At 59.8% G+C, this 20664-nt stretch carries 20 protein-coding genes; 3 read left to right on the forward strand and 17 right to left on the reverse strand.

Features of this window, described 5'->3' with window-relative positions:
* Positions 1-17: 17 nt before the first annotated feature.
* The 4 genes from ACP0KA_RS04175 to ACP0KA_RS04190 form a co-directional block, all read right to left on the reverse strand.
* Positions 18-1019, reverse strand: a complete 1002-nt coding sequence (locus ACP0KA_RS04175; protein ID WP_424627578.1) for a TRAP transporter substrate-binding protein — start codon at positions 1017-1019, stop codon at positions 18-20.
* Between the two features lie 202 nt (positions 1020-1221).
* Positions 1222-2787 (reverse strand): 2-isopropylmalate synthase, encoded by a 1566-nt coding sequence (locus tag ACP0KA_RS04180; protein WP_424627579.1) that lies wholly within the window; start codon positions 2785-2787, stop codon positions 1222-1224.
* A 101-nt stretch (positions 2788-2888) separates the two neighbouring features.
* Positions 2889-3026 (reverse strand): hypothetical protein, encoded by a 138-nt coding sequence (locus ACP0KA_RS04185; protein WP_424627580.1) that lies wholly within the window; start codon positions 3024-3026, stop codon positions 2889-2891.
* A 129-nt stretch (positions 3027-3155) separates the two neighbouring features.
* Positions 3156-4121: a polyphosphate kinase 2 family protein gene (locus ACP0KA_RS04190; RefSeq protein WP_424627581.1), complete on the reverse strand. Its 966-nt coding sequence runs from the start codon at positions 4119-4121 to the stop codon at positions 3156-3158.
* Positions 4122-4247: 126 nt separating this feature from the next.
* Between ACP0KA_RS04190 and ACP0KA_RS04195 the strand changes: the two genes are divergently transcribed.
* On the forward strand, positions 4248-5033 hold the full coding sequence (locus ACP0KA_RS04195) for an ATP-binding cassette domain-containing protein (protein ID WP_424627582.1): 786 nt from the start codon (positions 4248-4250) through the stop codon (positions 5031-5033).
* On the forward strand, positions 5030-6592 hold the full coding sequence (locus ACP0KA_RS04200) for an ABC transporter permease/substrate-binding protein (RefSeq protein WP_424627583.1): 1563 nt from the start codon (positions 5030-5032) through the stop codon (positions 6590-6592). The genes ACP0KA_RS04195 and ACP0KA_RS04200 overlap by 4 nt, the downstream gene beginning before the upstream one ends.
* Before the next feature lie 97 nt (positions 6593-6689).
* Here the strand turns inward: ACP0KA_RS04200 and ilvC are convergent, their stop codons facing one another.
* From ilvC to miaA, 6 genes are all read right to left on the reverse strand, one after another.
* Positions 6690-7709, reverse strand: coding sequence for a ketol-acid reductoisomerase (gene ilvC, locus ACP0KA_RS04205; protein WP_424627584.1), 1020 nt, complete (start codon positions 7707-7709; stop codon positions 6690-6692).
* 152 nt (positions 7710-7861) lie between these two features.
* Positions 7862-8467, reverse strand: a complete 606-nt coding sequence (locus ACP0KA_RS04210; RefSeq protein WP_424627585.1) for a LysE family translocator — start codon at positions 8465-8467, stop codon at positions 7862-7864.
* Positions 8464-9342 carry an EamA family transporter gene (locus ACP0KA_RS04215; RefSeq protein WP_424627586.1) on the reverse strand — a complete coding sequence of 293 codons (879 nt, stop codon included), beginning with the start codon at positions 9340-9342 and terminating at the stop codon, positions 8464-8466. The genes ACP0KA_RS04210 and ACP0KA_RS04215 overlap by 4 nt, the downstream gene beginning before the upstream one ends.
* Before the next feature lie 24 nt (positions 9343-9366).
* Positions 9367-9909 (reverse strand): acetolactate synthase small subunit, encoded by a 543-nt coding sequence (ilvN, locus tag ACP0KA_RS04220; protein WP_424627587.1) that lies wholly within the window; start codon positions 9907-9909, stop codon positions 9367-9369.
* Positions 9910-9931: 22 nt separating this feature from the next.
* Entirely contained in the window at positions 9932-11710 is a 1779-nt protein-coding gene (locus ACP0KA_RS04225; protein ID WP_424627588.1) for an acetolactate synthase 3 large subunit, read from the reverse strand.
* 222 nt (positions 11711-11932) lie between these two features.
* Entirely contained in the window at positions 11933-12925 is a 993-nt protein-coding gene (gene miaA, locus ACP0KA_RS04230; RefSeq protein ID WP_424627589.1) for a tRNA (adenosine(37)-N6)-dimethylallyltransferase MiaA, read from the reverse strand.
* Positions 12926-12934: 9 nt separating this feature from the next.
* On the opposite strand from miaA, the gene serB reads away from it, so the two are divergent.
* Complete coding sequence (serB, locus tag ACP0KA_RS04235) at positions 12935-13828, forward strand: phosphoserine phosphatase SerB (RefSeq protein WP_424627590.1); 894 nt, start codon at positions 12935-12937, stop codon at positions 13826-13828.
* Positions 13829-13897: 69 nt separating this feature from the next.
* Here the strand turns inward: serB and ACP0KA_RS04240 are convergent, their stop codons facing one another.
* The 7 genes from ACP0KA_RS04240 to ACP0KA_RS04270 all read right to left on the reverse strand — a co-directional run bounded on the left by ACP0KA_RS04240 (position 13898) and on the right by ACP0KA_RS04270 (position 20595).
* Positions 13898-15415 carry a DegQ family serine endoprotease gene (locus ACP0KA_RS04240; protein WP_424627591.1) on the reverse strand — a complete coding sequence of 506 codons (1518 nt, stop codon included), beginning with the start codon at positions 15413-15415 and terminating at the stop codon, positions 13898-13900.
* A 201-nt stretch (positions 15416-15616) separates the two neighbouring features.
* Positions 15617-15817 (reverse strand): DUF2065 domain-containing protein, encoded by a 201-nt coding sequence (locus ACP0KA_RS04245; protein WP_424627592.1) that lies wholly within the window; start codon positions 15815-15817, stop codon positions 15617-15619.
* Between the two features lie 42 nt (positions 15818-15859).
* On the reverse strand, positions 15860-16774 hold the full coding sequence (hflC, locus tag ACP0KA_RS04250) for a protease modulator HflC (RefSeq protein ID WP_424627593.1): 915 nt from the start codon (positions 16772-16774) through the stop codon (positions 15860-15862).
* Entirely contained in the window at positions 16771-17922 is a 1152-nt protein-coding gene (gene hflK, locus ACP0KA_RS04255; RefSeq protein ID WP_424627594.1) for an FtsH protease activity modulator HflK, read from the reverse strand. The genes hflC and hflK overlap by 4 nt, the downstream gene beginning before the upstream one ends.
* A 179-nt stretch (positions 17923-18101) precedes the next feature.
* A complete protein-coding gene (locus ACP0KA_RS04260; RefSeq protein WP_424627595.1) occupies positions 18102-18638 on the reverse strand; it encodes a dihydrofolate reductase in 537 nt (178 codons plus the stop codon).
* The gene (locus tag ACP0KA_RS04265; protein WP_424627596.1) at positions 18635-19429 is read right to left on the reverse strand and encodes a thymidylate synthase; all 795 of its coding nucleotides are present in this window, start codon (positions 19427-19429) and stop codon (positions 18635-18637) included. Before ACP0KA_RS04265 ends, ACP0KA_RS04260 begins: the two co-directional genes overlap by 4 nt.
* Before the next feature lie 185 nt (positions 19430-19614).
* On the reverse strand, positions 19615-20595 hold the full coding sequence (locus ACP0KA_RS04270) for a tripartite tricarboxylate transporter substrate binding protein BugD (protein ID WP_424627597.1): 981 nt from the start codon (positions 20593-20595) through the stop codon (positions 19615-19617).
* Positions 20596-20664 lie beyond the last annotated feature (69 nt).

Genomic DNA, 20664 nt, shown 5'->3' on the forward strand with positions numbered 1-20664 from the left:
TTGTTAGTGCACCAATATCAGTTGGTCTTGGCGTTGGCTTCCTTCTGGAATTCCGCAATCAGGTCCTTGCCGACCCGCGGCGCCATTTCGTCTAGCACGGGCTGCATGGCCTTGATCCACTCCGCCTTCTCTTCCGGCGTCTGGTCATGGAAGGTCGTGGTGCCGGCCTTCTTCATCGCCGCGATGGCATCGTCGTTTTCCTTTTGCGAGATGCTGTTGGCGAAGTCGGTAGCCTCAGCCATCGCCTTCTCAAGCTGCGAACGAATATCCGCCGGCAGGCCATCCCAGAACTTCTTGTTCACGATCACGGCGTAGCCGATGTAGCCGTGGTTCGAGATCGTGGCGTACTTCTGAACCTCGTGCATCTTCTGGGTGTAGCAGTTCGACGGTGTATTTTCGTTACCGTCGACGACGCCGGTCTGCATCGCCTGGTACACTTCCGAGAACGCCAGCACTTGCGGAATAGCGCCCAGCGCGCGCATTTCAGCCTCGAGCACCTTTGAAGACTGGATTCGCATCTTGAGGCCACGGAAATCCGCGACGTGAATCATCGGCTTATTCGAGGTCATGATCTTGAAGCCGTTGTCCCAATAGGCCAATCCTTTGATCCCCTTGGGCTCCAGTTTCTTGAACAGATCCTGGCCGATCTTGCCCTTGGTGACGCGGGCCAAGGCCGCCTTGTCCGGCAGAATGTAAGGCAGATCGAACACCTCGAACTCCTTGACGCCAAGCGGACCGAACTTGGCCAGCGACGGCGCGAGCATCTGGACAGCGCCGAGCTGAAGCGCTTCGACCTCTTCCTTGTCCTTGTAGAGCTGAGAGTTCGGATAGACTTCGACCTTAACCTTGCCGTTGGTGTACTTCTCGGCAAGTTCCTTGAATTTTTCAGCACCCTGCCCCTTTGGCGTATTCGGCGCGACGACGTGACTGAACTTGATGACGATCGGCGATTGAGCCGAGGCCGGCCCAACGAGGGCGAGAGCCGCGAGCGACGCCGCGGCCAAAATAAGCTTCTTCATGTTTCCTCCCGAGAGCAGTGGTGGGAACCGCTATTGTGCGGCCCCGAATTCCGGACAGACCGGATCATCGCAGACCCGTGCGGTCAAGACCATTGCCCGTTAGAAGGGGGCGCAAAGTTAATTGCTGCAACGCAAAAAAAAGAGAAAGGCGCGGTGCATGGGATGAGCACCGCGCCTCTATCGGATTACGATAGAAAAGACCTTAGTGGCCCGCCTCAGCCATCACCTGAACGTCACGGTGATTCTTCATGACAATCTTGTTGAGGGCGCTGAGATAGGCCTTGGCGGATGCCACCAGCGTATCGGGATCGGCCGCGCGGGCCGTCACCGACCGTCCATCCTGTGAAAGACGGACGGAAACCTCGGCTTGCGCATCGGTGCCTGCCGTCACCGCATGCACCTGATAGAGCTCCAGCTTGGCCTCGTTCGGTACCAGCGACTTGATGCAATTGAAGGTCGCGTCCACCGGGCCATTGCCCTCAGCTTCCTCGATCTTCACCTGGCCGTCGATGTCGAGTTTCATGGTGGCGCGCTGCGGGCCGTGCGTGCCGGCAATCACCGTCAACGAGACCAGCCGAATGCGGTCGTGCGAGCTTGCCATCTCTTGATCAACCAGCGCCTCGATATCCTCGTCGTAGATATCCTTCTTGCGGTCGGCGAGCGCTTTGAAACGTACAAACACGTCCTCGATCTGATTCTTGGAGAGCTTGTAGCCCAGTTCCTCCAGCTTGTGGATCAAGCCGGCGCGCCCGGAATGCTTGCCCATCACCAGTGAGGTCGCGCTGATGCCGACGGTCTCCGGCAGCATGATTTCATAGGTCTGCGCATTCTTGATCATGCCGTCCTGATGGATGCCGCTCTCATGGGCGAACGCGTTCCGGCCGACGATCGCCTTGTTGTACTGCACAGGGAAAGACGTCGCTGCCGATACCATCTTCGACGCATGGGTCAGCGAGGTACTCTCGATATTATTCCAGTACGGCAGTTTGTCGTTGCGCACGCGCATCGCCATCACAACTTCCTCAAGCGAAGCATTGCCTGCGCGTTCGCCGATGCCGTTGATCGTGCACTCGATCTGGCGTGCACCGCCGCGGACACCTGCGAGCGAATTCGCGACCGCCATGCCCAGATCGTCATGGCAGTGAACCGAGAATACCGCCTTGTCGGAATTCGGCACGGTCTCGCGGATACGCTTGAACATGTCGCAATATTCTTCGGGAACGGCATAACCGACCGTATCCGGCAGATTGATCGTCGTCGCACCGGCCTTGATCGCGGCTTCGACGCAGCGGCAGAGAAAATCGAACTCTGTCCGGGTGGCGTCTTCCGCCGACCACTCAACGTCATCGGTGTGATTGCGCGCCCGCGTCACGGACGAGATCACCATCTCGTAGACCTGGGCGGGCTCCATCTGCAGCTTGTACTTCATGTGTACCGGCGAGGTGGAGAGGAAGGTGTGGATACGACCGCGTTTGGCGACACGGATTGCTTCGGCGCAGCGGTCGATGTCCTTGTGCGCCGCGCGGGACAGGCCACAGATCACCGCATTCTTGGTGCGCTTGGCGATTTCACGCACGGCTTCGAAATCACCGTCGGAGGCAAAAGGATAGCCAGCCTCGATAATGTCGACGCCCATGGTGTCGAGCAGATTGGCGACTTCGAGCTTCTCCTCGAAGGTCATGGTGGCGCCGGGGCATTGCTCGCCGTCGCGCAGGGTGGTGTCGAAAATGACGACGCGGTCCTTGTCGGACTGGTTCGGGGTGGTCATGAGGATCATCCTTCGGTCAATTTGCGCCGCTTCAGGGCGCGGTCAGGTTTCGGTGCTTCGTCGAACCCCTGAGTGCCCAGGCGCAAATGCCCAGACGGCCCTCAGGGGCCGATAAGAAGCAGAAGCCCGCCAAGAAGTGCGAGGCGCAACGAGGGGACCGACGCAGCCGGAATCGCAATGAAACCAGCAGCCTGTGCCGCTGTTTCCTGCTGTCCCTGGATGTCGCCGCGAATCATCATTCCATTTCCCCGGAAGCGCATGATCGGCCCAAACCGTTGACGGATGGTTGCCGAGCGCTTCACACGCCCCTTCTAGACGACAAAGTATAGGACCGGCAACCGTCAAAATGGGTCAGTATTTCTGTCCTTTTAGGCCCCGTCGACCTTCTGCTTTTTGGAGACCCGAGCGACCACCCGGCCTTCCTGCTCCAGCGCATCGCGCACCTGCTTCAATTCCTCCTTTGTGTCCTTTGCCACTTCCGGAAAATGCAGATCAAGCTTTTCCATCGCGCTGACGATCGCCGAACTGATAACCACGCGCGCGAACCATTTGTGGTCCGCAGGCACCACGTACCACGGCGCGTGCTCGGCCGATGTGTGGCGGAGAATCTCCTGATAGGCCGCCTGATACTTGTCCCACAGCTTGCGCTCGGACACGTCGGCCAGTGAGAACTTCCAATTCTTGGCCGGCTCTTCAAGCCGATCGAGAAAGCGCTGACGCTGCTCTTCCTTCGAAGCATTGAGAAAGAACTTCAGGATCAGCGTGCCGTTACGGGCCAGATATTTTTCAAAGGCCGCGATATCCTCGAAACGCTCGCTCCATATGTTCTTGGTTACGAGCTCGCGCGGAATTCTTTGCTTTTCGAGAATGTCCGGATGCACGCGTACCACGAGCACCTCTTCGTAATAGGACCGATTGAAAATGCCGATGCGTCCTCGCTCCGGGACGCTCTTCGTCGTGCGCCACATGAAATCATGATCAAGCTCCTTCGATGAGGGCTGCTTGAAAGAAAAGACTTGGCAACCCTGCGGATTGATTCCGGACATGACATGCTCGATTGCACTATCCTTGCCTGCCGCGTCCATGCCCTGAAAAATCAGCAGGACAGACCAGTTATCCTGCGCATACAGCTTCTCCTGCAAATCGCGCAGACGATCGCGATTGTCATCCATGATCTTCTTTGCGGAGTCCTTATCGAGGTCACCCTTTTCGTTTGTTTTATGAAACTTGAGATGGAATTCCGCCGTGCCGTCGACACGGAATGGATCCACATATTGTTTCAGTTGTCGCGCAAGAGGTCGCGACGCCTTGTCGTTCTTCCCGTTCTTCGCCATGAACTCGCTTGCTCCGATTTTATAAACGGAAGCTATAGATCCATTGCGCCATCCGCCAGACCTCACGCAGCCGAAAGCGAACGCGGAAAGGTCGACAGGCCGAGGCCAATGGTTCATCATGACGTCATGAATGACGCCGTTCCCGCCATCGCCTACGAAGGTGTTTTTAAGACCTTTGAGCACGGCCGCGTCAAAGCACTGAACGACGTGTCCCTGACCGTTGACGCGGGAGAATTCCTCGCCATCGTCGGTGGTTCCGGCTCCGGGAAGACCACGCTGCTGAGATTGACCAATCGCTTGCTCGACCCAGACAGCGGCACCGTGCGCGTGCACGGCGACAACGTTCGCGAGGTCGATCCGATTACATTGCGCCGGAGCATCGGCTACGTCTTCCAGAGCGGTGGGCTGTTCCCTCACATGAGCATCGCCCGCAACATCGGCATCACACCGCATTTGCTCGGCGGTTCGGCCAATGACATCTCGACCCGCGTGGATGAATTGCTGGACCTCGTGCGCCTGGATCGCGCCGGCCGCGATCGGCTTCCAAATGAATTGTCAGGCGGTCAGCGCCAACGCGTCAGCGTCGCGCGCGCCCTCGCCGCAAAGCCGCGTATTGTCCTGCTGGACGAGCCATTCGGTGCACTCGATCCCCTGACCCGGGACGCCCTCGGTGAGGACTATCGCGCGCTTCATCGCGAACTCAGCCTGACCACCATCATGATCACCCATGACATGGCGGAAGCGCTGCTGCTGGCCGATCGTGTCGCCGTGATGCGGAATGGACACCTCGTTGCGCAAGGATCCGCACAAGAGCTATCGGGAAACGATGACGCTTATGTTCGCGAATTGCTCGATACACCGCGCCGCCAGGCTGATCGCTTACAGGAACTGCTGCCAAAGGGCCCGCTATGAGCCTGTGGTCAGATCCGCGATGGAACGACGCCCTCACCCGCCTGCCGGATTACCTTGGCAATCATGTCCGCGTCAGCCTGACAGCGCTCGCACTTGGCCTCCTGATCAGCTTCCCATTGGCCCTCATCGCGCGCCGCCGTCCGTTGCTGCGTGACGCCGCACTTGGCGTGGCCAGCGTCGTCCAGACCATTCCCGGCCTCGCATTGCTGGCGCTGTTCTATCCGCTGCTGCTGGCACTGGCAGCGTTTTCCCTGCAATGGTTCGGCGTGGACTTTTCAGCCTTCGGCTTTCTTCCGGCCGTGTTGGCGCTCGCGCTCTACAGCATGCTCCCGGTGCTGCGAAACACCATTACCGGCTTTCAGGGGATCGATCCCGCCATCATGGAGGCGACCGAAGCCGTTGGCATGACGTCGCGGCAATCGCTTTTCATGGTCGAATTGCCGCTGGCGCTGCCGGTGATCATGGCGGGCATCCGCACCGCCGCCGTGTGGGTGATCGGCACCGCGACACTCTCCACGCCCATCGGCCAGACCAGTCTCGGCAACTACATCTTTGCCGGCCTGCAGACGCAAAACTGGGTCTTCGTGTTGTTCGGCTGCGCCGCCGCCGCCGTCCTGGCTCTGGCTGTCGATCAACTTCTGGCACTCATCGAAAACGGCTTGAGAATACGCAACCGTATTCGCGTGGCGCTTGGGGCGTTCGGGATCGCAGCGTTGATCCTCGCAACTCTCATTCCATCGCTGGAGCGCACGCAAAAAAGCTATGTCGTCGGAGCCAAAACCTTTACCGAGCAATACATCCTGTCCTCGTTGATCGCGCAACGCCTGCAGGCGGCAGGATTGCCCGCCAGTTCGCGCGAGGGGCTGGGATCGAATGTTATCTTCGAGGCGCTCGCCTCAAACGACATCGACGTCTATGTCGATTATTCCGGCACGCTCTGGCTCAACCTGTTGAAGCGCACCGACATGCGACCGCGCAAGGAATTGCTGGACGCGCTCAAGACCACGCTTGCCGATCGCTACAAGATATCGCTGCTTGGTGAGCTGGGCTTCGCAAATGCCTATGCGCTGGTGATGCCGCGAAAGCGTGCAGAACAGTTGGGCATCCACTCGATTTCCGATCTGGCATCGCGCGCCGGCTCATTGGTCATCGCCGGCGATTACGAATTCTTCTCACGGCCGGAATGGGCGGCGATCAAAAAGAGTTATGGCCTGTCCTTCCGTGAACAGCGGCAGATGCAGCCCGATTTCATGTATGCAGCCGTCGCATCCGGCAACGTCGATGTGATTGCCGGCTACACCAGCGATGGTCTCATCGCGAAGTATGATCTCGTTGTGCTCGACGATCCCAAGCGGGCCATTCCGCCCTACGATGCCGTCGTGCTCCTATCTCCGAAACGGGCCGACGATCCAGCGTTGCGTGCCGCGCTGAACCCGCTGCTTGGAAAAATCAACATCGCCACGATGCGCGAGGCCAATTTGCGCGCCAGCACCAATGATGGCGCGAGCTCTCCGGATTCCGTGGCACGTTGGCTGTGGGACCGAATATCGAAAAAGTAATTACTCCATACCCATCCGACGGCCCGTGAGTACCGTACAATGAAAAACGGGACCGCAAATGCGGTCCCGTTGTCGCAATCCCATCAGGCTTGATGGCTCAGTTCTTGGTCTTGTCGACCAGCGCCTTTTCCTTGATCCAGGGCATCATGTCGCGCAGCTTGGCGCCGACAGCCTCGATCTGGTGATCGTTGTTGCGGGCGCGCGTCGCCTTGAACGAAGCCTGATTGACCTTGTTCTCCAGCATCCAATCGCGGGTGAACTTGCCGGACTGAATGTCGGTCAGCACACGCTTCATCTCGGCCTTGGTCTCCGGGGTGATGATGCGCGGGCCGGTGACGTACTCGCCGTATTCCGCGGTGTTGGAGATCGAGTAGTTCATGTTGGCGATGCCGCCTTCATAGATCAGGTCGACGATCAGCTTCAGCTCATGCAGACACTCGAAGTAGGCCATCTCCGGCGCGTAGCCCGCTTCCACCAGGGTTTCGAAGCCGGCGCGGATCAGTTCAACGGTGCCGCCGCAGAGCACGGCCTGCTCGCCGAACAGGTCGGTTTCGCATTCTTCCTTGAAGGAGGTTTCGATGATGCCGGCGCGGCCACCACCGATGGCCGACGCATAGGACAGGCCGAGATCGTGGGCATTGCCCGACGAATCCTTGTGGATCGCGATGAGGGACGGCACGCCGCCGCCACGCTGATATTCCGAACGCACGGTATGGCCGGGGCCCTTCGGAGCGACCATCAGCACGTCGAGGTCGGCGCGCGGCTCGATCAGGTTGAAGTGCACGTTAAGGCCGTGCGCGAACAGCAGCGCAGCGCCCTGCTTCATGTTGGCGTGCAGGTGATCGCGATAGATGTCGCCCTGCAATTCGTCGGGCGTCAGCATCATCATGACGTCGGCCCACTTGGCGGCTTCGGCGACTTCCATCACCTTGAAGCCCGCGTTCTCGGCTTTCTTGGCCGAGGCCGAACCCTTGCGAAGTGCGATAGCCACGTCCTTGACGCCCGAGTCCTTGAGGTTCAGCGCGTGGGCATGGCCTTGGCTGCCGTAGCCGATGATGCAGACCTTCTTGCCCTTGATCAGGTTCAGATCGGCGTCGCGATCGTAATAAACACGCATGCTCTCAGTTCCTCTTCTTGGCGGCCACGGTGGCCTTACCGGACGTTTTCGGGGTGGTTCGGGTCAAAAACCCGGATGAATTGCCGCCGTTGTGTAGGGCGGCAGGTGCCGCGAGACAAGCCCACGACCCCCATTTCTGCAGTGCAACGAAGTCAAGGCTCCTTCAGAACGGGGTAAAGCGAGGCCAGCAACAGCACGGCCATGACAATGTTGAAGATGCGGACCGCCTGGGGCGATCGCACCAGCGACTGTAACGAGGTACCGAGAAGCACCCACGTCATCGAGGATGCCAGCCCAATCAAAAAAAGCAGCACGGACAGCATCACGATGTTGAGGGGATAGGCCGCGACCGCGGCATAGGCCGCGATGGCACCAACCGCGATCACCCACCCCTTGACATTGACCCACTGAAACATCGCCGCGCCGAGGAACGTCATGGGCTTGCTGTCCGCAGCACTCTTGGCGTCGGACGGACCGGACATCCCGATGACAATGGCGAGATAGACGAGGTAGGCCGCACCGGCATACTTCAGGATTGTGTGCAGGATCGGATAGGCCGCGAACACCGCGCCAAGCCCGAACCCGATCACCGCCACCAGAAACGAAAATCCAAGCGTTACGCCAGCAACATGCGGCAGCGTCCGACGGAATCCGTAATTCAATCCCGACCCCATCAGCATGATGTTGTTCGGTCCAGGCGTGAACAAGGCAGCGGCGGCGAACACAATGAAGGCGATGAGCAATTCATGCGAAATCATGACGCGACCTTCGGCAAAGCGCGTGTGCGGCCGAGCAGCAGCATGATGGCGATCCCTGCGACCACAACCAGCATTCCTCCAAGGCGCAACGGGCCAAAGGTCTCTCCGAACACCACCGTCGATGCGGCTGCACCGACGAACGGCACCAGCAGCGCGAAAGGAACGACCTGCGCGGCGGTATAGGTGCGCATCAGACGCCCCCAGGCCAGATAAGCAAGGCTCGTGGAAAAGAAGCCGACCGCAAGAACGCTCGCAACCGCAGCCCACGACATGTTGAGAACAGAATGGAACGCCGCTTGCGGACCTTCGGTGGCAAAAGCAATCGCGAGCAAGGGCGGCACCTGCATGAAACTGAGCCAGGCGGTCAGATCGAGCATCGGCACGTCGCCGGTCTGCCGCAACAGCAGATTACCGATCGAGAAGCTGATCGGCGAGATCATGCTGATCACAAAGGCCTGAAGGCTAAAATCATAGCCAACAGTGCCGCAGATCATCGCCAATCCCACCATCGCCACGCTGATACCAATCACCTGCGCCCGCGTCGGCATTTCGCGCAATACGAGTGCTGCAAGCATGACCGTGAAGAGCGCCTGAGTTTGAACAATGACGCCCATCAACCCGGCCGGGACGCCATGGGCAATTCCATAAGACTGCGCGAGAAACTGAAACAGCAGCATTGTCAGGCCGAGCGAAACGAACAGCCGCAAAGAGACTGCAGGCCTGCGCAAAAACAAACACGGCAGCGCCGCGAGAGCGAAACGCAGCGCACAGAACATCGCGGGAGAGAGCTCTCGCAATCCGATCTTGCTCGCCACGAATGCAAGCCCCCACACGATGGCCACGCCAACCGCAAGGACAATGTCTGTGGGCTTCATGTCAGTTCAATCACGCCAGAGCTGTTACATCCCCTCCGGCCCGCGCGAAATTGCGGCGACGCCGGTGCGCGACACTTCGACCAGTCCGAGCGGGACCATCAAGGCGACGAACTGGTCGATCTTGTCGGACGCACCGGTGATTTCAAAGATGAAGCTCTCAGTGGTCGCATCGATGACACGCGCCTTGAAGGCTTCCGCCAGCCGCAGTGCCTCGGCACGCGGATCGCCGGTGCCCTTGACCTTCACCATCGCAAGTTCACGTTCGATGGAACGGCCGGTCAGGGTCATGTCCACGACGCGATAGACCGGAATCATGCGATCGAGCTGATGCTTGATCTGCTGGATCACCATCGGCGTGCCGGTCGTCACGATGGTGATCCGCGACATGTGCTTGGCATGCTCGGTTTCCGACACCGTGAGGCTTTCGATGTTGTAACCGCGGCCCGAAAACAGGCCGATCACGCGCGCGAGCACACCCGGCTCGTTCTGCACGAGAACAGAAAGGGTGTGCGCCTCGTTCGGATCGTGACGGTCTTCCATGAAGTAAGCGGATGCGGGCTGGTCCATTGTCATTGTCCTCAATCCTGTCTCAGACCAGCGCTTTGCCGCCGGCGAAAGCCGCGGCGGTCGCTTCGTCGTTGGCTTCTTCCGGCAGCAGCATCTCGTTATGCGCCTTGCCCGACGGAATCATCGGGAAGCAGTTCTCGAGCGCCGCGACACGACAATCGAACAGCACCGGCTTCTTGACCTTGATCATGTCCTGGATCGCTCCATCGAGATCGCCGGGCTTTATGACCTGCATCCCGACGCAGCCGTAAGCTTCCGCTAATTTGACGAAGTCCGGCATCGCTTCGGTGTAGGAATGCGACAAGCGATTGCCGTGCAGCAACTGCTGCCACTGCCGAACCATGCCCATGTACTGGTTGTTCAGAATGAAGATCTTGATCGGCAACTCGTGCTGAACCGCCGACGACATTTCCTGGATCGTCATCTGCACCGAGGCGTCGCCCGCGATGTCGATGACGAGGCTATCCGGATGCGCCGCTTGCACGCCGAGCGCCGCCGGCAATCCATAGCCCATGGTACCGAGGCCGCCGGATGTCATCCAGCGATGCGGCTGCTCGAATCCATAGAACTGCGCTGCCCACATCTGATGCTGACCGACTTCGGTCGTGATGTAGGTGTCGAGGTTCTTGGTCTGCTCGTACAGCCGCTGGATCGCATATTGCGGCAGGATGATATCGTTGTTCTTTTTGTAAGCGAGCGAGTTGCGCGCCCGCCATTTATCGACCTGCGCCCACCACGCCTTTGTATCGGGCTTCTTCGCTTCCGCCGTGAACACCTGCAGAATGTCGCCGAGCACATTCGCGACGTCACCGATGATCGGGACATCGACACGGATGTTCTTGTTGATCGACGATGGATCGATGTCGATGTGGATCTTCTTCGAATTCGGCGAGAACGCGTCGGTGCGGCCGGTGATGCGGTCATCAAAACGCGCGCCGACGCACAACATGACGTCGCAATCGTGCATCGCCATGTTGGCTTCGTAAGTGCCGTGCATACCCAACATGCCGAGCCAATTCTTGCCCGATGCCGGATAGGCACCGAGCCCCATCAGCGTCGACGTGATCGGAAAGCCCGTTGCCTCGACCAGTTCGCGCAGCCGCTTTGAGGCCTCATTGCCCGAGTTGATGACGCCGCCGCCGGTGTAAATGACCGGCTTCTTGGCTGAGGCGAGCAATGCAACGGCTTTGCGGATCTGCAAGGCATCGCCTTTCACGCGCGGCGCGTAGGACACGTGCACGTCGGACTTGCGCGGCGGATGATAGGTGCCGGTGGCGAACTGGACATCCTTCGGCACGTCGACGACCACCGGACCGGGACGCCCGGTGGTGGCGACGTAGAACGCCTCATGCAGCACCTTCGGCAAATCCTCGATACGACGAACCAGCCAATTGTGCTTGGTGCAGGGCCGCGTGATGCCGACCGTGTCGCATTCCTGGAAGGCGTCGTTGCCGATCAGATGGGTCGGCACCTGGCCGGTGATGCAGACCAGCGGGATCGAATCCATCAGTGCGTCGGTGAGCGGCGTCACCATGTTGGTCGCGCCCGGACCCGATGTGACCAGCACCACCCCAGGCAGGCCCGTCGAACGGGCATAGCCCTCCGCGGCGTGGCCAGCGCCCTGCTCGTGCCGCACCAAAATGTGCTCGACTTCGCTCTGCTGGAAAATCTCGTCGTAAATCGGAAGAACCGCACCACCCGGATAGCCGAAAATGTGCTTGACCCCGTGATCGGCGAGCGCGCGTACGATCATTGCCGCGCCGGTCATCTGGTTGGGATCGTGTTTCTTGCTCTCACTCATGGTTCGCTCCGGAGCGCTCGTGGCGCGGGTCGTTCGAGACTGGACAATAAAAAAGGGCCCGAGAGGACCCTTCGCACACCGCCTTGTCGTGGGTGGCCGTCAGCCACCCCCGGCGGTGCGCCAGGGTACGACAAGAATAATTACGCTTGTAACTTTATTGCGCATGTTTAGCTGCGAATTTCCAAAGGTTGCGCGGCGGTTATACGGCCCACGCGCCGAAAGTCAAGTCTGGACTGAGGTTGGCAGCGTATCCGCTCGAAATGCATTCGACGAGAGCGAAAGTGCGTGGGAGAGCCATGCGCCCGCCTCATTGGGCGCCACCCACTCAAATTCCGGCAGTTGATGCCGAAACCAGGTGAACTGACGCTTGGCGTAACGGCGGGTGTCGGCCTGACCGATCGAAATAGCTTCGTCCCGTGTCATCTCCCCTGCCAGATAGCGGATCAGGGCCGGCACCCCGTGGGCTTTCATCGCTGGCAACAGCGGATCGAGCCCACGCGCGGCGAGCCGAGCAACCTCCTCCAGTGCCCCTGCGTCCATCATCGTTGCGAAGCGCCTGTCGATCCTGGCATAGAGGTCATCGCGGTTCGGCGCGAGGAATACCGCGACCGTCCGATCGGCTGGCAGCAGGGGCGGCAGACCCTCCTGGTGCCACTCCCGCAGCGAGCGTCCGGTGGCTTCAATGACCTCCAAAGCGCGTGCGATGCGGGTCCGGTCGCGCGGTTTGAGCTTCTCCGCGGACACGGGATCGCGCCTTGAAAGCTCAGCATGCAGCGCCTCCACGCCGTCCCGGTCGAGACGCAGACGGACAGTCTCCCGCACCTCGGCCGGAACAGGCGGGACGGCCGACAGCCCTCGGGTCAGGGCCTTGAAGTAAAGGCCGGAACCCCCGATGAAAATCGGCAGGCGGGCTTCGGCCTTTGCCTCCTTGAGGACGGCGGCTGCGTCCGCAACCCACGACCCGGCCGAACAATTCACCGACGCATCGCAGTAGCCATAAAGCCGGTGCGGCGCTCGCGCTTCGTCGTCCGGAGTCGGCCGCGCCGTAATGATACGCAAGTCACGATAGACCTGCATGGAATCGCTGTTGATGACGATGCCGCCGGTGGCCTCGGCAAGGGCGAGCGCCAGCGCTGACTTGCCGCTGGCTGTGGGCCCTGCGATAAGCACCGCTTCAGGACCATCCTGCTTCCGCGTCACATTGTCGTTCAACATCGGATCAACATGTCTCTCGTCGCCACGCTCATCTGCAATCCCGCCGAACCCGAGCTCGACAGCACGGCCATCGATGCCGCACGTTCCGCGCTCCCCTCGCCCGAGCATGGCGACTGGTTGTTCGAGGGCGTCGCCGCCGATATCCGGTTTAGCAGCACCGACGACGTTCAGACAATTTCCAACCGCCTGCGCGAGGCGATGGATGGCATCCGCGTCGACATCGTGGTGCAACCGCAACTCGACCGGCGCAAGAAGCTGCTGCTGGCCGATATGGATTCCACCATGATCGGCCAGGAATGCATCGATGAGCTGGCTGATTTCGCCGGGCTCAAGGCGCATGTCGCGGCCATTACCGAACGCGCCATGCGCGGCGAGATCGAATTCGAGCCGGCGTTGCGCGAACGCGTGGCGCTTCTGAAGGGCTTGCCGGTCTCAGTCGTCGATGAGGTTCTCAAGACCCGCATCACACTCACGCCCGGGGCTGTTGAACTCGTCCGCACCATGCGGGCCCACGGTGCGTATACCTGCCTGGTGTCAGGCGGGTTCACCCTGTTCACAAAACGCGTGGGCGAAATGATCGGCTTCCAGGAAAACCGCGCCAACGAACTGCTGACGGAAGACGGCAAACTGACCGGCCACGTGGCGGAGCCGATCCTGGGCCGCGAGGCGAAGCTCGCGACTCTCGTGGATCTGCGTGAGGCATTCGATTTCGACAATCTGGATTCGCTGGTGGTCGGCGACGGCGCCAACGATCTCGGCATGATCGAACAGGCGGGCCTGGGTGTCGCCTATCACGCCAAGCCGGCTGTTGCCGCCGCCGCCCGCGCACGGGTTGACCATGGTGATCTCAGCGCGCTGCTCTATGCGCAGGGTTACAAGCGATCAGACTTCGTATCCGGCTAAAACGCATTTTCAAACGTTGATGGCCGGGACAAAGCCCGGCCATCACACAGATCATTGCTTCGAGTCGCCTTACTTCAGGCTCAGCGCGACGAACCGCAGTTCGCCCTCACCGTTCGACACCAGCAGAAGCACCGACTTCTTGCCGTCCTTCTTGAGTTGATCGACGCGCTTTTTCACGTCCGCGGCGTTGGTCACCGCTTCCTGCGCCACTTCAACGATGACGTCGCCAGCCCCGAGGCGCTTCTCAGCCGCATCGGAGGCGGCATCGACATTGGTCACGACGACGCCCTTGACGCTCTCCTTGATCTTGTAGCGGGTCCGTAGATCCTTGCTGAGACCGGCGAGATCGAGGCCCAATGCCTTTTGCGTGACCGTCTTCTCGGCCTCGGCCGGACCCGTGGTCTTGGCGGACGCCTCGATCGGCTTCTCGCCGTCCTCGAGACGGCCAAGCGTGACCTTGCGGGTCTCTTCCTTGCCCTTGCGGATGATGACGACATCCACCGCCTTGCCGACCGCGGTATCAGCGACGGCGCGTGGCAGATCCTTCATCTCCTTGATGTCCTTGCCATCGAACTTGACGACGACATCGCCAGGTTCAATGCCTGCCGGTTTGGCCGGCCCCTTATCATCGACTCCGGCGACCAGTGCGCCGCGCGCCGGCTTGATGTTCAGGCTTTCCGCAATTTCGTCGGTCACCTGCTGAATGCGAACGCCCAGCCAGCCACGTCGAACTTCCTTGAACTGGCGCAACTGATCGACCACGCCCATCACGGTTTTCGAGGGCACGGCAAAGCCGATGCCGATCGACCCGCCCGATGGCGAGATGATCGCGGTGTTCACACCGATGACTTCACCATCGAGATTGAACAGCGGTCCGCCGGAGTTGCCGCGATTGATAGCAGCGTCGGTCTGAATGTAGTTGTCATATGGACCGGAATTGATGTCGCGGTTGCGCGCCGAGACGATGCCGGCAGTCACCGTGCCGCCCAGGCTGAACGGGTTTCCGATGGCGATGACCCACTCACCCAGCCGCAGCTTGTCGGAGTCACCGAACTTGACGGCAGTGAGTTTCTTCTCCGGCGGGGTAAACTTGAGCACGGCAAGGTCGCTCTTCTTGTCCCGCCCGATCAGCTCCGCCTTGATCTTGGTTCCGTCATTGAGAATGACATTGATCTCGTCCGCATCGGCAATGACGTGGTTGTTCGTCACCACGGTGCCATCGGTATCGATGATGAAACCGGATCCCAGCGAATTCACCTTCCGGGGCGAGTTGCCGTTGCCCATGCCACCGCGGCGGTTCTTGAAAAATTCGTCGAAGAACTCGCTGAAAGGAGAATCTGGCGGCAGTTGCGGATTCGCGCCGCGCTTGTTCCCACGACTGGGAGGGCTGCTTTTTTCTTCATCGCCGCCCTTCGCGTCGACGGTCTGCGAGGTGGAGATATTGACGACCGCGTCGATCACTTTTTCCGCGACATCCGCGATGCCGTCCGGTCCCCGGGCAAAAGCGGGCGTCGCCACAACGGCAAAGCCAATCGCTGCAGCCAGCGGCAGCATACGGCGAGTCAATGCTTGAAACGCATCGGACATGGTCGAAAGGTCTCCTAAAAAGGTCGGATCACTGGTTCTACAGTGCGCTCGAAAACGACATCGAGGCAAGCATCGCCAACTGGCGTGTCTCCAATGATGAACGCACCGATTGCGGCGAAAACCGGGCTTTCCCCGTCACGACGACGTCAGGCCGGCTGTTCGATTGGCATCAATATACTGCAAAACCGGCCGGCCAGCTAACTAATGCCGCACCAGCCAGATCAAAATCAGGCCCAGCACCGCCGAGACGAGCCCGACAACCCGAAGCATGTTGTCCGGCGAGGAAAACACACTTTTCATCGCCGAGCGCATTCCATGAGGGAGTGCTGCGAACAGCAACCCCTCAATGACCAGCACCATCCCGATCCCGACAAGGAAATCGCCGTACCCGATAGACTTCATCCGCCAAGCGCTCCCGACTGACTGCGCCGGATTATCTTCATATCAGCGCTGTGACGTGGCACCGGCATTCGCCGGAGCAGCCGCAGGCTTGCCAGTCGGGTTGGAGAAGAAACGGAAGAACTCCGAGTTTGGCTGCAGCAAGAAGCGCGTATCATTGCTCTTCAGGCTGGTCTCATATGCCGACATCGAACGATAGAAGGCGAAGAAATCGGGGTCCTGGCTGTAGGCTTCGGCAAACAAGCGGTTGCGCTCCGCGTCACCCGCACCACGGATCTGTTCCGCCTGTGAATTGGCATCCGCGATGATAACGGTTGCTTCGCGATCGGCACGAGAACGAATTTCCTGCGCCTTTTGACCGCCCTGCGCCCGGAATTCAGCCGCTTCGCGCTGACGTTCCGTTTGCATCCGCTGATACACCGCCTGGCTGTTCTGCTCCGGCAGATCCGCGCGCCGAATACGGACATCGATCACCGAGATGCCATAGCTGGCGGCTTCACGATCAAGCTGTTCACGAATACGGGTCATCAACGCGTCGCGTTCATCACGCACGACGTTTATGAAGGTCACCTCACCGAGCACGCGACGCAGAGAAGCATTCAACAATGTGGTCAGCTGAATGTTGGCGGCCTGAATCGAACCAAGAGTTTGATAGAAGCGCAGCGGGTCCTTGATGCGATACCGAGCGAACGCATCCACAACGAGACGCTTCTGATCCGATGCGATGACTTCCTGCGCCGGATTCTCGAGATCGAGGATACGCTTGTCGATGGTGATCACTGTATCGATGAACGGAACTTTGAAATTCAACCCCGGTTCCGTGATCACGCGCACGGGCTCACCAAGCCGCACCAGGAGCGCCTGTTCGGTCTGGTTCACTGTGAAGATCGAGCTATAGCCGACGACGATTGCGATCAGCAGAACGAACAGAGCGACGATACCTGCGATGCCGTTTTTCATCGGGTGCTCCCGCTCTGTTGTTGCGCCGGTGCCGGAGATGGCGGAGTGCGGCGTCCAAGCTCGCTGAGCGGCAGATATGGCACGACCCCGGGCGATGATGACGCTCCGCCTTGATCAAGCACGACCTTGTCGGAATTGCCGAGGACACGCTCCATGGTTTCGAGATAAAGGCGCTCGCGCGTCACGTCCGGCGCCTTCTTGTACTCTTCGAAGACCTTCAGGAAGCGCGCGCTCTGGCCCTTGGCCTCGGCGATCGCCTGTTCCCTGTAACCTTCCGCGACCTGCAGAATCTGCGCAGCGCGACCGCGGGCATCAGGTACGACGCGATTGGCATAAGTTTGCGCTTCGTTTTGCAACCGCTCGAGGTCGGCACGGGCCGCCTGCACATCGCGGAATGCATCGATGACCTGCTGCGGCGGATCAACCTTCTGCATCTGAACCTGCTGAATCAAAATACCCGAACCATAAATGTCGAGCGTCTTCTGCATCAATTCGAGCACGGCGGCTTCCGTCGTGGTGCGTGCGCCGGTCAGGATTGGCTGGATGTTGGAGCGGCCGATCACATCGCGCATTGCGCTCTCAGCAACGGCCTTCACGGTGCCTTCGGGATTCTGGATGTTGAACAGGAAGTCGCCGACACCATCCGGCTTGATGCGCCACAGCACGGTGAAATCCACATCGACGATGTTCTCGTCGCCGGTGAGCATCAGACTCTCTTCCGGTACGTCGCGAATGGTGGTGCCGCCGCCACGTCGTGAATCGTCCACAACGCGCATGCCGATGCTGAGCGTCGACACGCGCAACGCCTTCGGCAGCAGCACCGTCTCGATCGGATAAGGCAGATGATAATTCAGGCCCGGCTGCACTGTGCGCACGTGCTTGCCGAAACGCAGAACCACACCGAGCTCTTCGGACTGCACACGGAAGAAGCCGGACAATCCCCAAATTGCCAAGGCGGCGACAAGAACCAGCAGGATGCCCATGCCGCTCAGATGACCGCCCGGCAGATAATTCTGTAACTTGTCCTGACCGCGACGGAGGATGTCTTCGAGATCAGGCGGACGCGGTCCCGGTGACTGCGGTCCCGCCCCCCACGGGCCTTTCGGACCCTGACCCCACGGGCCACCGCCTTGATTCTTCCACGGCATCGATACTCTCCTCCGCGCAGGGCTCTCGCCCCGCAATCTCTGGCCTTATAGGGGACACGCCCGGTCCTTACAACGCAGGTTGTCGGCCCGAAACAGCTAGGACGCAGGGGAAATTTGTCAATGTAAACATCGCCTGACGCGGTTAACGCGCACCACTGCGACTATATGCGGGGGCGGCTTCAGCTATGCCGTTTATATGTGACGTAGGAAAAATCCGCCGTATCATTCTCACCCTTCGCGTGGCGTACACGCGCGACTTCTGCCCATTCCTTCGGACTAACCGGAGCCAGAAACGTGTCGCCGTCGGGCGTCGCGTGCACCTGCGTGATCTCCAGACGCTCCGCCATATGCATCCATTGTGAAAACAGTTCGGCACCGCCGATCACCATGATGTCAGTGACGAAACGCCGCAGCGCGTCCCCCTGCGCAATGTCATGCGCGGCTTCAAGGGACGTTGCCACAACAACGCCTGGAGCCTGAAAAGTCCGGTCGCGCGTCACGACGATGTTGGTCCGTCCGGGCAACGCCTTGCCAATAGAGGCAAACGTCTTGCGGCCCATGATCACTGGCCGATTCAACGTGATTTTCTTGAAGCGCTGTAAGTCAGATTTCAAGCGCCACGGCATGGCGTTGTCGAGGCCGATCACGCCATTCTCCGCGACAGCCACGACGAAAACGATCTCCGGACGATCGCCGGCAGGCCTTGATGCGGTCACACCGCAACCTCGGCCTTGATGTGCGGATGCGGATCGTAGTTCTCGAGTTTAAAATCCTCGTAGCGGAACGATAAGATGTCCTTCACCTCGGGATTGATCGTCATGGTCGGCAACGGCCGCGTTGGACGGGTCAATTGCAGCCGCGCCTGCTCGAGATGATTGGAATACAGATGCGCATCACCCAGCGAATGAACGAAATCGCCCGGTTTCAGTCCTGTCACCTGCGCGACCATCATGGTGAGCAACGCGTACGACGCGATGTTGAACGGCACTCCGAGAAACACGTCCGCAGAGCGCTGATAGAGCTGACAGGACAGCTTGCCGTTGGCGACATAGAACTGGAACAAACAGTGACATGGCGGCAGCGCCATCTTGTCTACTTCGGCCGGATTCCAGGCGCTGACAATCAAGCGGCGCGAATCCGGATTTTTCCGGATCATGTCGATGAGGTTCGAAATCTGATCGATGCTGCGGCCATCAGGCGCGGGCCATGACCGCCATTGCGAACCATAGACCGGTCCAAGGTCGCCATTCTCGTCCGCCCACTCATCCCAGATTGTGACGTTGTGCTGCTGAAGATAGCGGATGTTCGTATCGCCTTTCAGAAACCAGAGTAGTTCATGGACGATCGACTTGAGCGGCAGCTTCTTCGTCGTCAGCATCGGAAATCCCGACGCCAGATTGAACCGCATCTGGTGACCGAACACGGATAGCGTGCCGGTTCCGGTGCGATCGGTTTTCTCCGCCCCGTCGCTGAGAATTCGCTCTAGCAGGTCGTGATACTGGTTCATGGTCGATCTGGCTCGCGGACGTAGGTCTCTGTGCGTTCGCCTATCTAGCCGCCCTGCGCCGCATCCGTCTCCGGCGATTCGGGTTAGATAATGATTATACCCCGAAAAGTGAGACGTCTGAGGCACAAACGACAAAGGGCGGAACCCGCGTTCCGCCCTTTGCGACCTAAACAATTTGAACGTGGTCAGTTGGAAAGGGGCTTCAGCACCGCGGTCCACTTGGCGATTTCGCTGCGAACCAGCGTGCGAAGCGCTTCGGGAGACCGTTCTTCTTTCTTTGGAATAACGCTGCCCAGCTCAAGCAGGCGCTTGCGGACGGTTTCGTCATCAAGCGCCTTCACGATGGCGGCGTTCAGCTTTGCCACGACTTCCGGCGGCGTCCCCTTCGGTGCGAATATTGCGTTCCAGGCCTGAGCCTGGAATTCCGGCAGGCCCGCCTCGGCCGTGGTCGGCACGTTCGGCAGTGACGGATTGCGCTCCGGCGTCGCGATCGCATAAGCCTTAATGGTGCCCCCGTTGATCTGCGGCACAGCATTCACGATCTGGTCGCACATGTAGTCGACCTGGCCAGCAACCAGCGCATTCATCGCGGGACCGGTGCCGTTGAACGGAACACCGGTCGGGTTGATTTTGAGCACCGAGTTCAGCAACTGACACGACGAATAGGAAACCGAACCGACGCCGGCGTGAGCCGCGTTGAGCTTTTCGGTGTTCGCCTTCACGTAAGTGACGAACTCCTTGAGGTCCTTCGGCGGGAAATCCTTACGCGCCAGAATCAGGATCGGCGTGCCGGCGAGCAGTCCGACAGGCTCGAAGCTGGTATCCGGATGATAGGCCAGATTCGGATAGAGCGGCACCGAGGCGGCATGCGTCCCCATATGGCCGGTGATGAGCGTGTAGCCATCCGGCGTCGCGCGCGCGGCGCGGGTTGAAGCGGTTGTGCCGCCAGCACCCACCACGTTTTCGATGATGATCGTTTGGCCGAGCGTCTGCTGCATGTGACCGGTGACGATCCGTGCGATGACGTCGGTTGGACCGCCTGCTGCGAACGGCACAATCATCGTGATATTTCGCGTCGGATAATCCTGCGCTTGCGCGGATGCCGCGCCCGCTGCGGCCAGCGCTGAAAACGCGCAGGTCGCAAGCATACGCTTAAACAAATTCATAGCCTTCTCCCGGAGCCAATTTTGTAATTACGGACAGGTAATTCTGTCCGCCAGTGTCAACATCACCTT

Origin of the sequence: Bradyrhizobium sp. SYSU BS000235, assembly GCF_049747295.1 — a bacterium.
Classification (GTDB): Bacteria; Pseudomonadota; Alphaproteobacteria; order Rhizobiales; family Xanthobacteraceae; genus Afipia.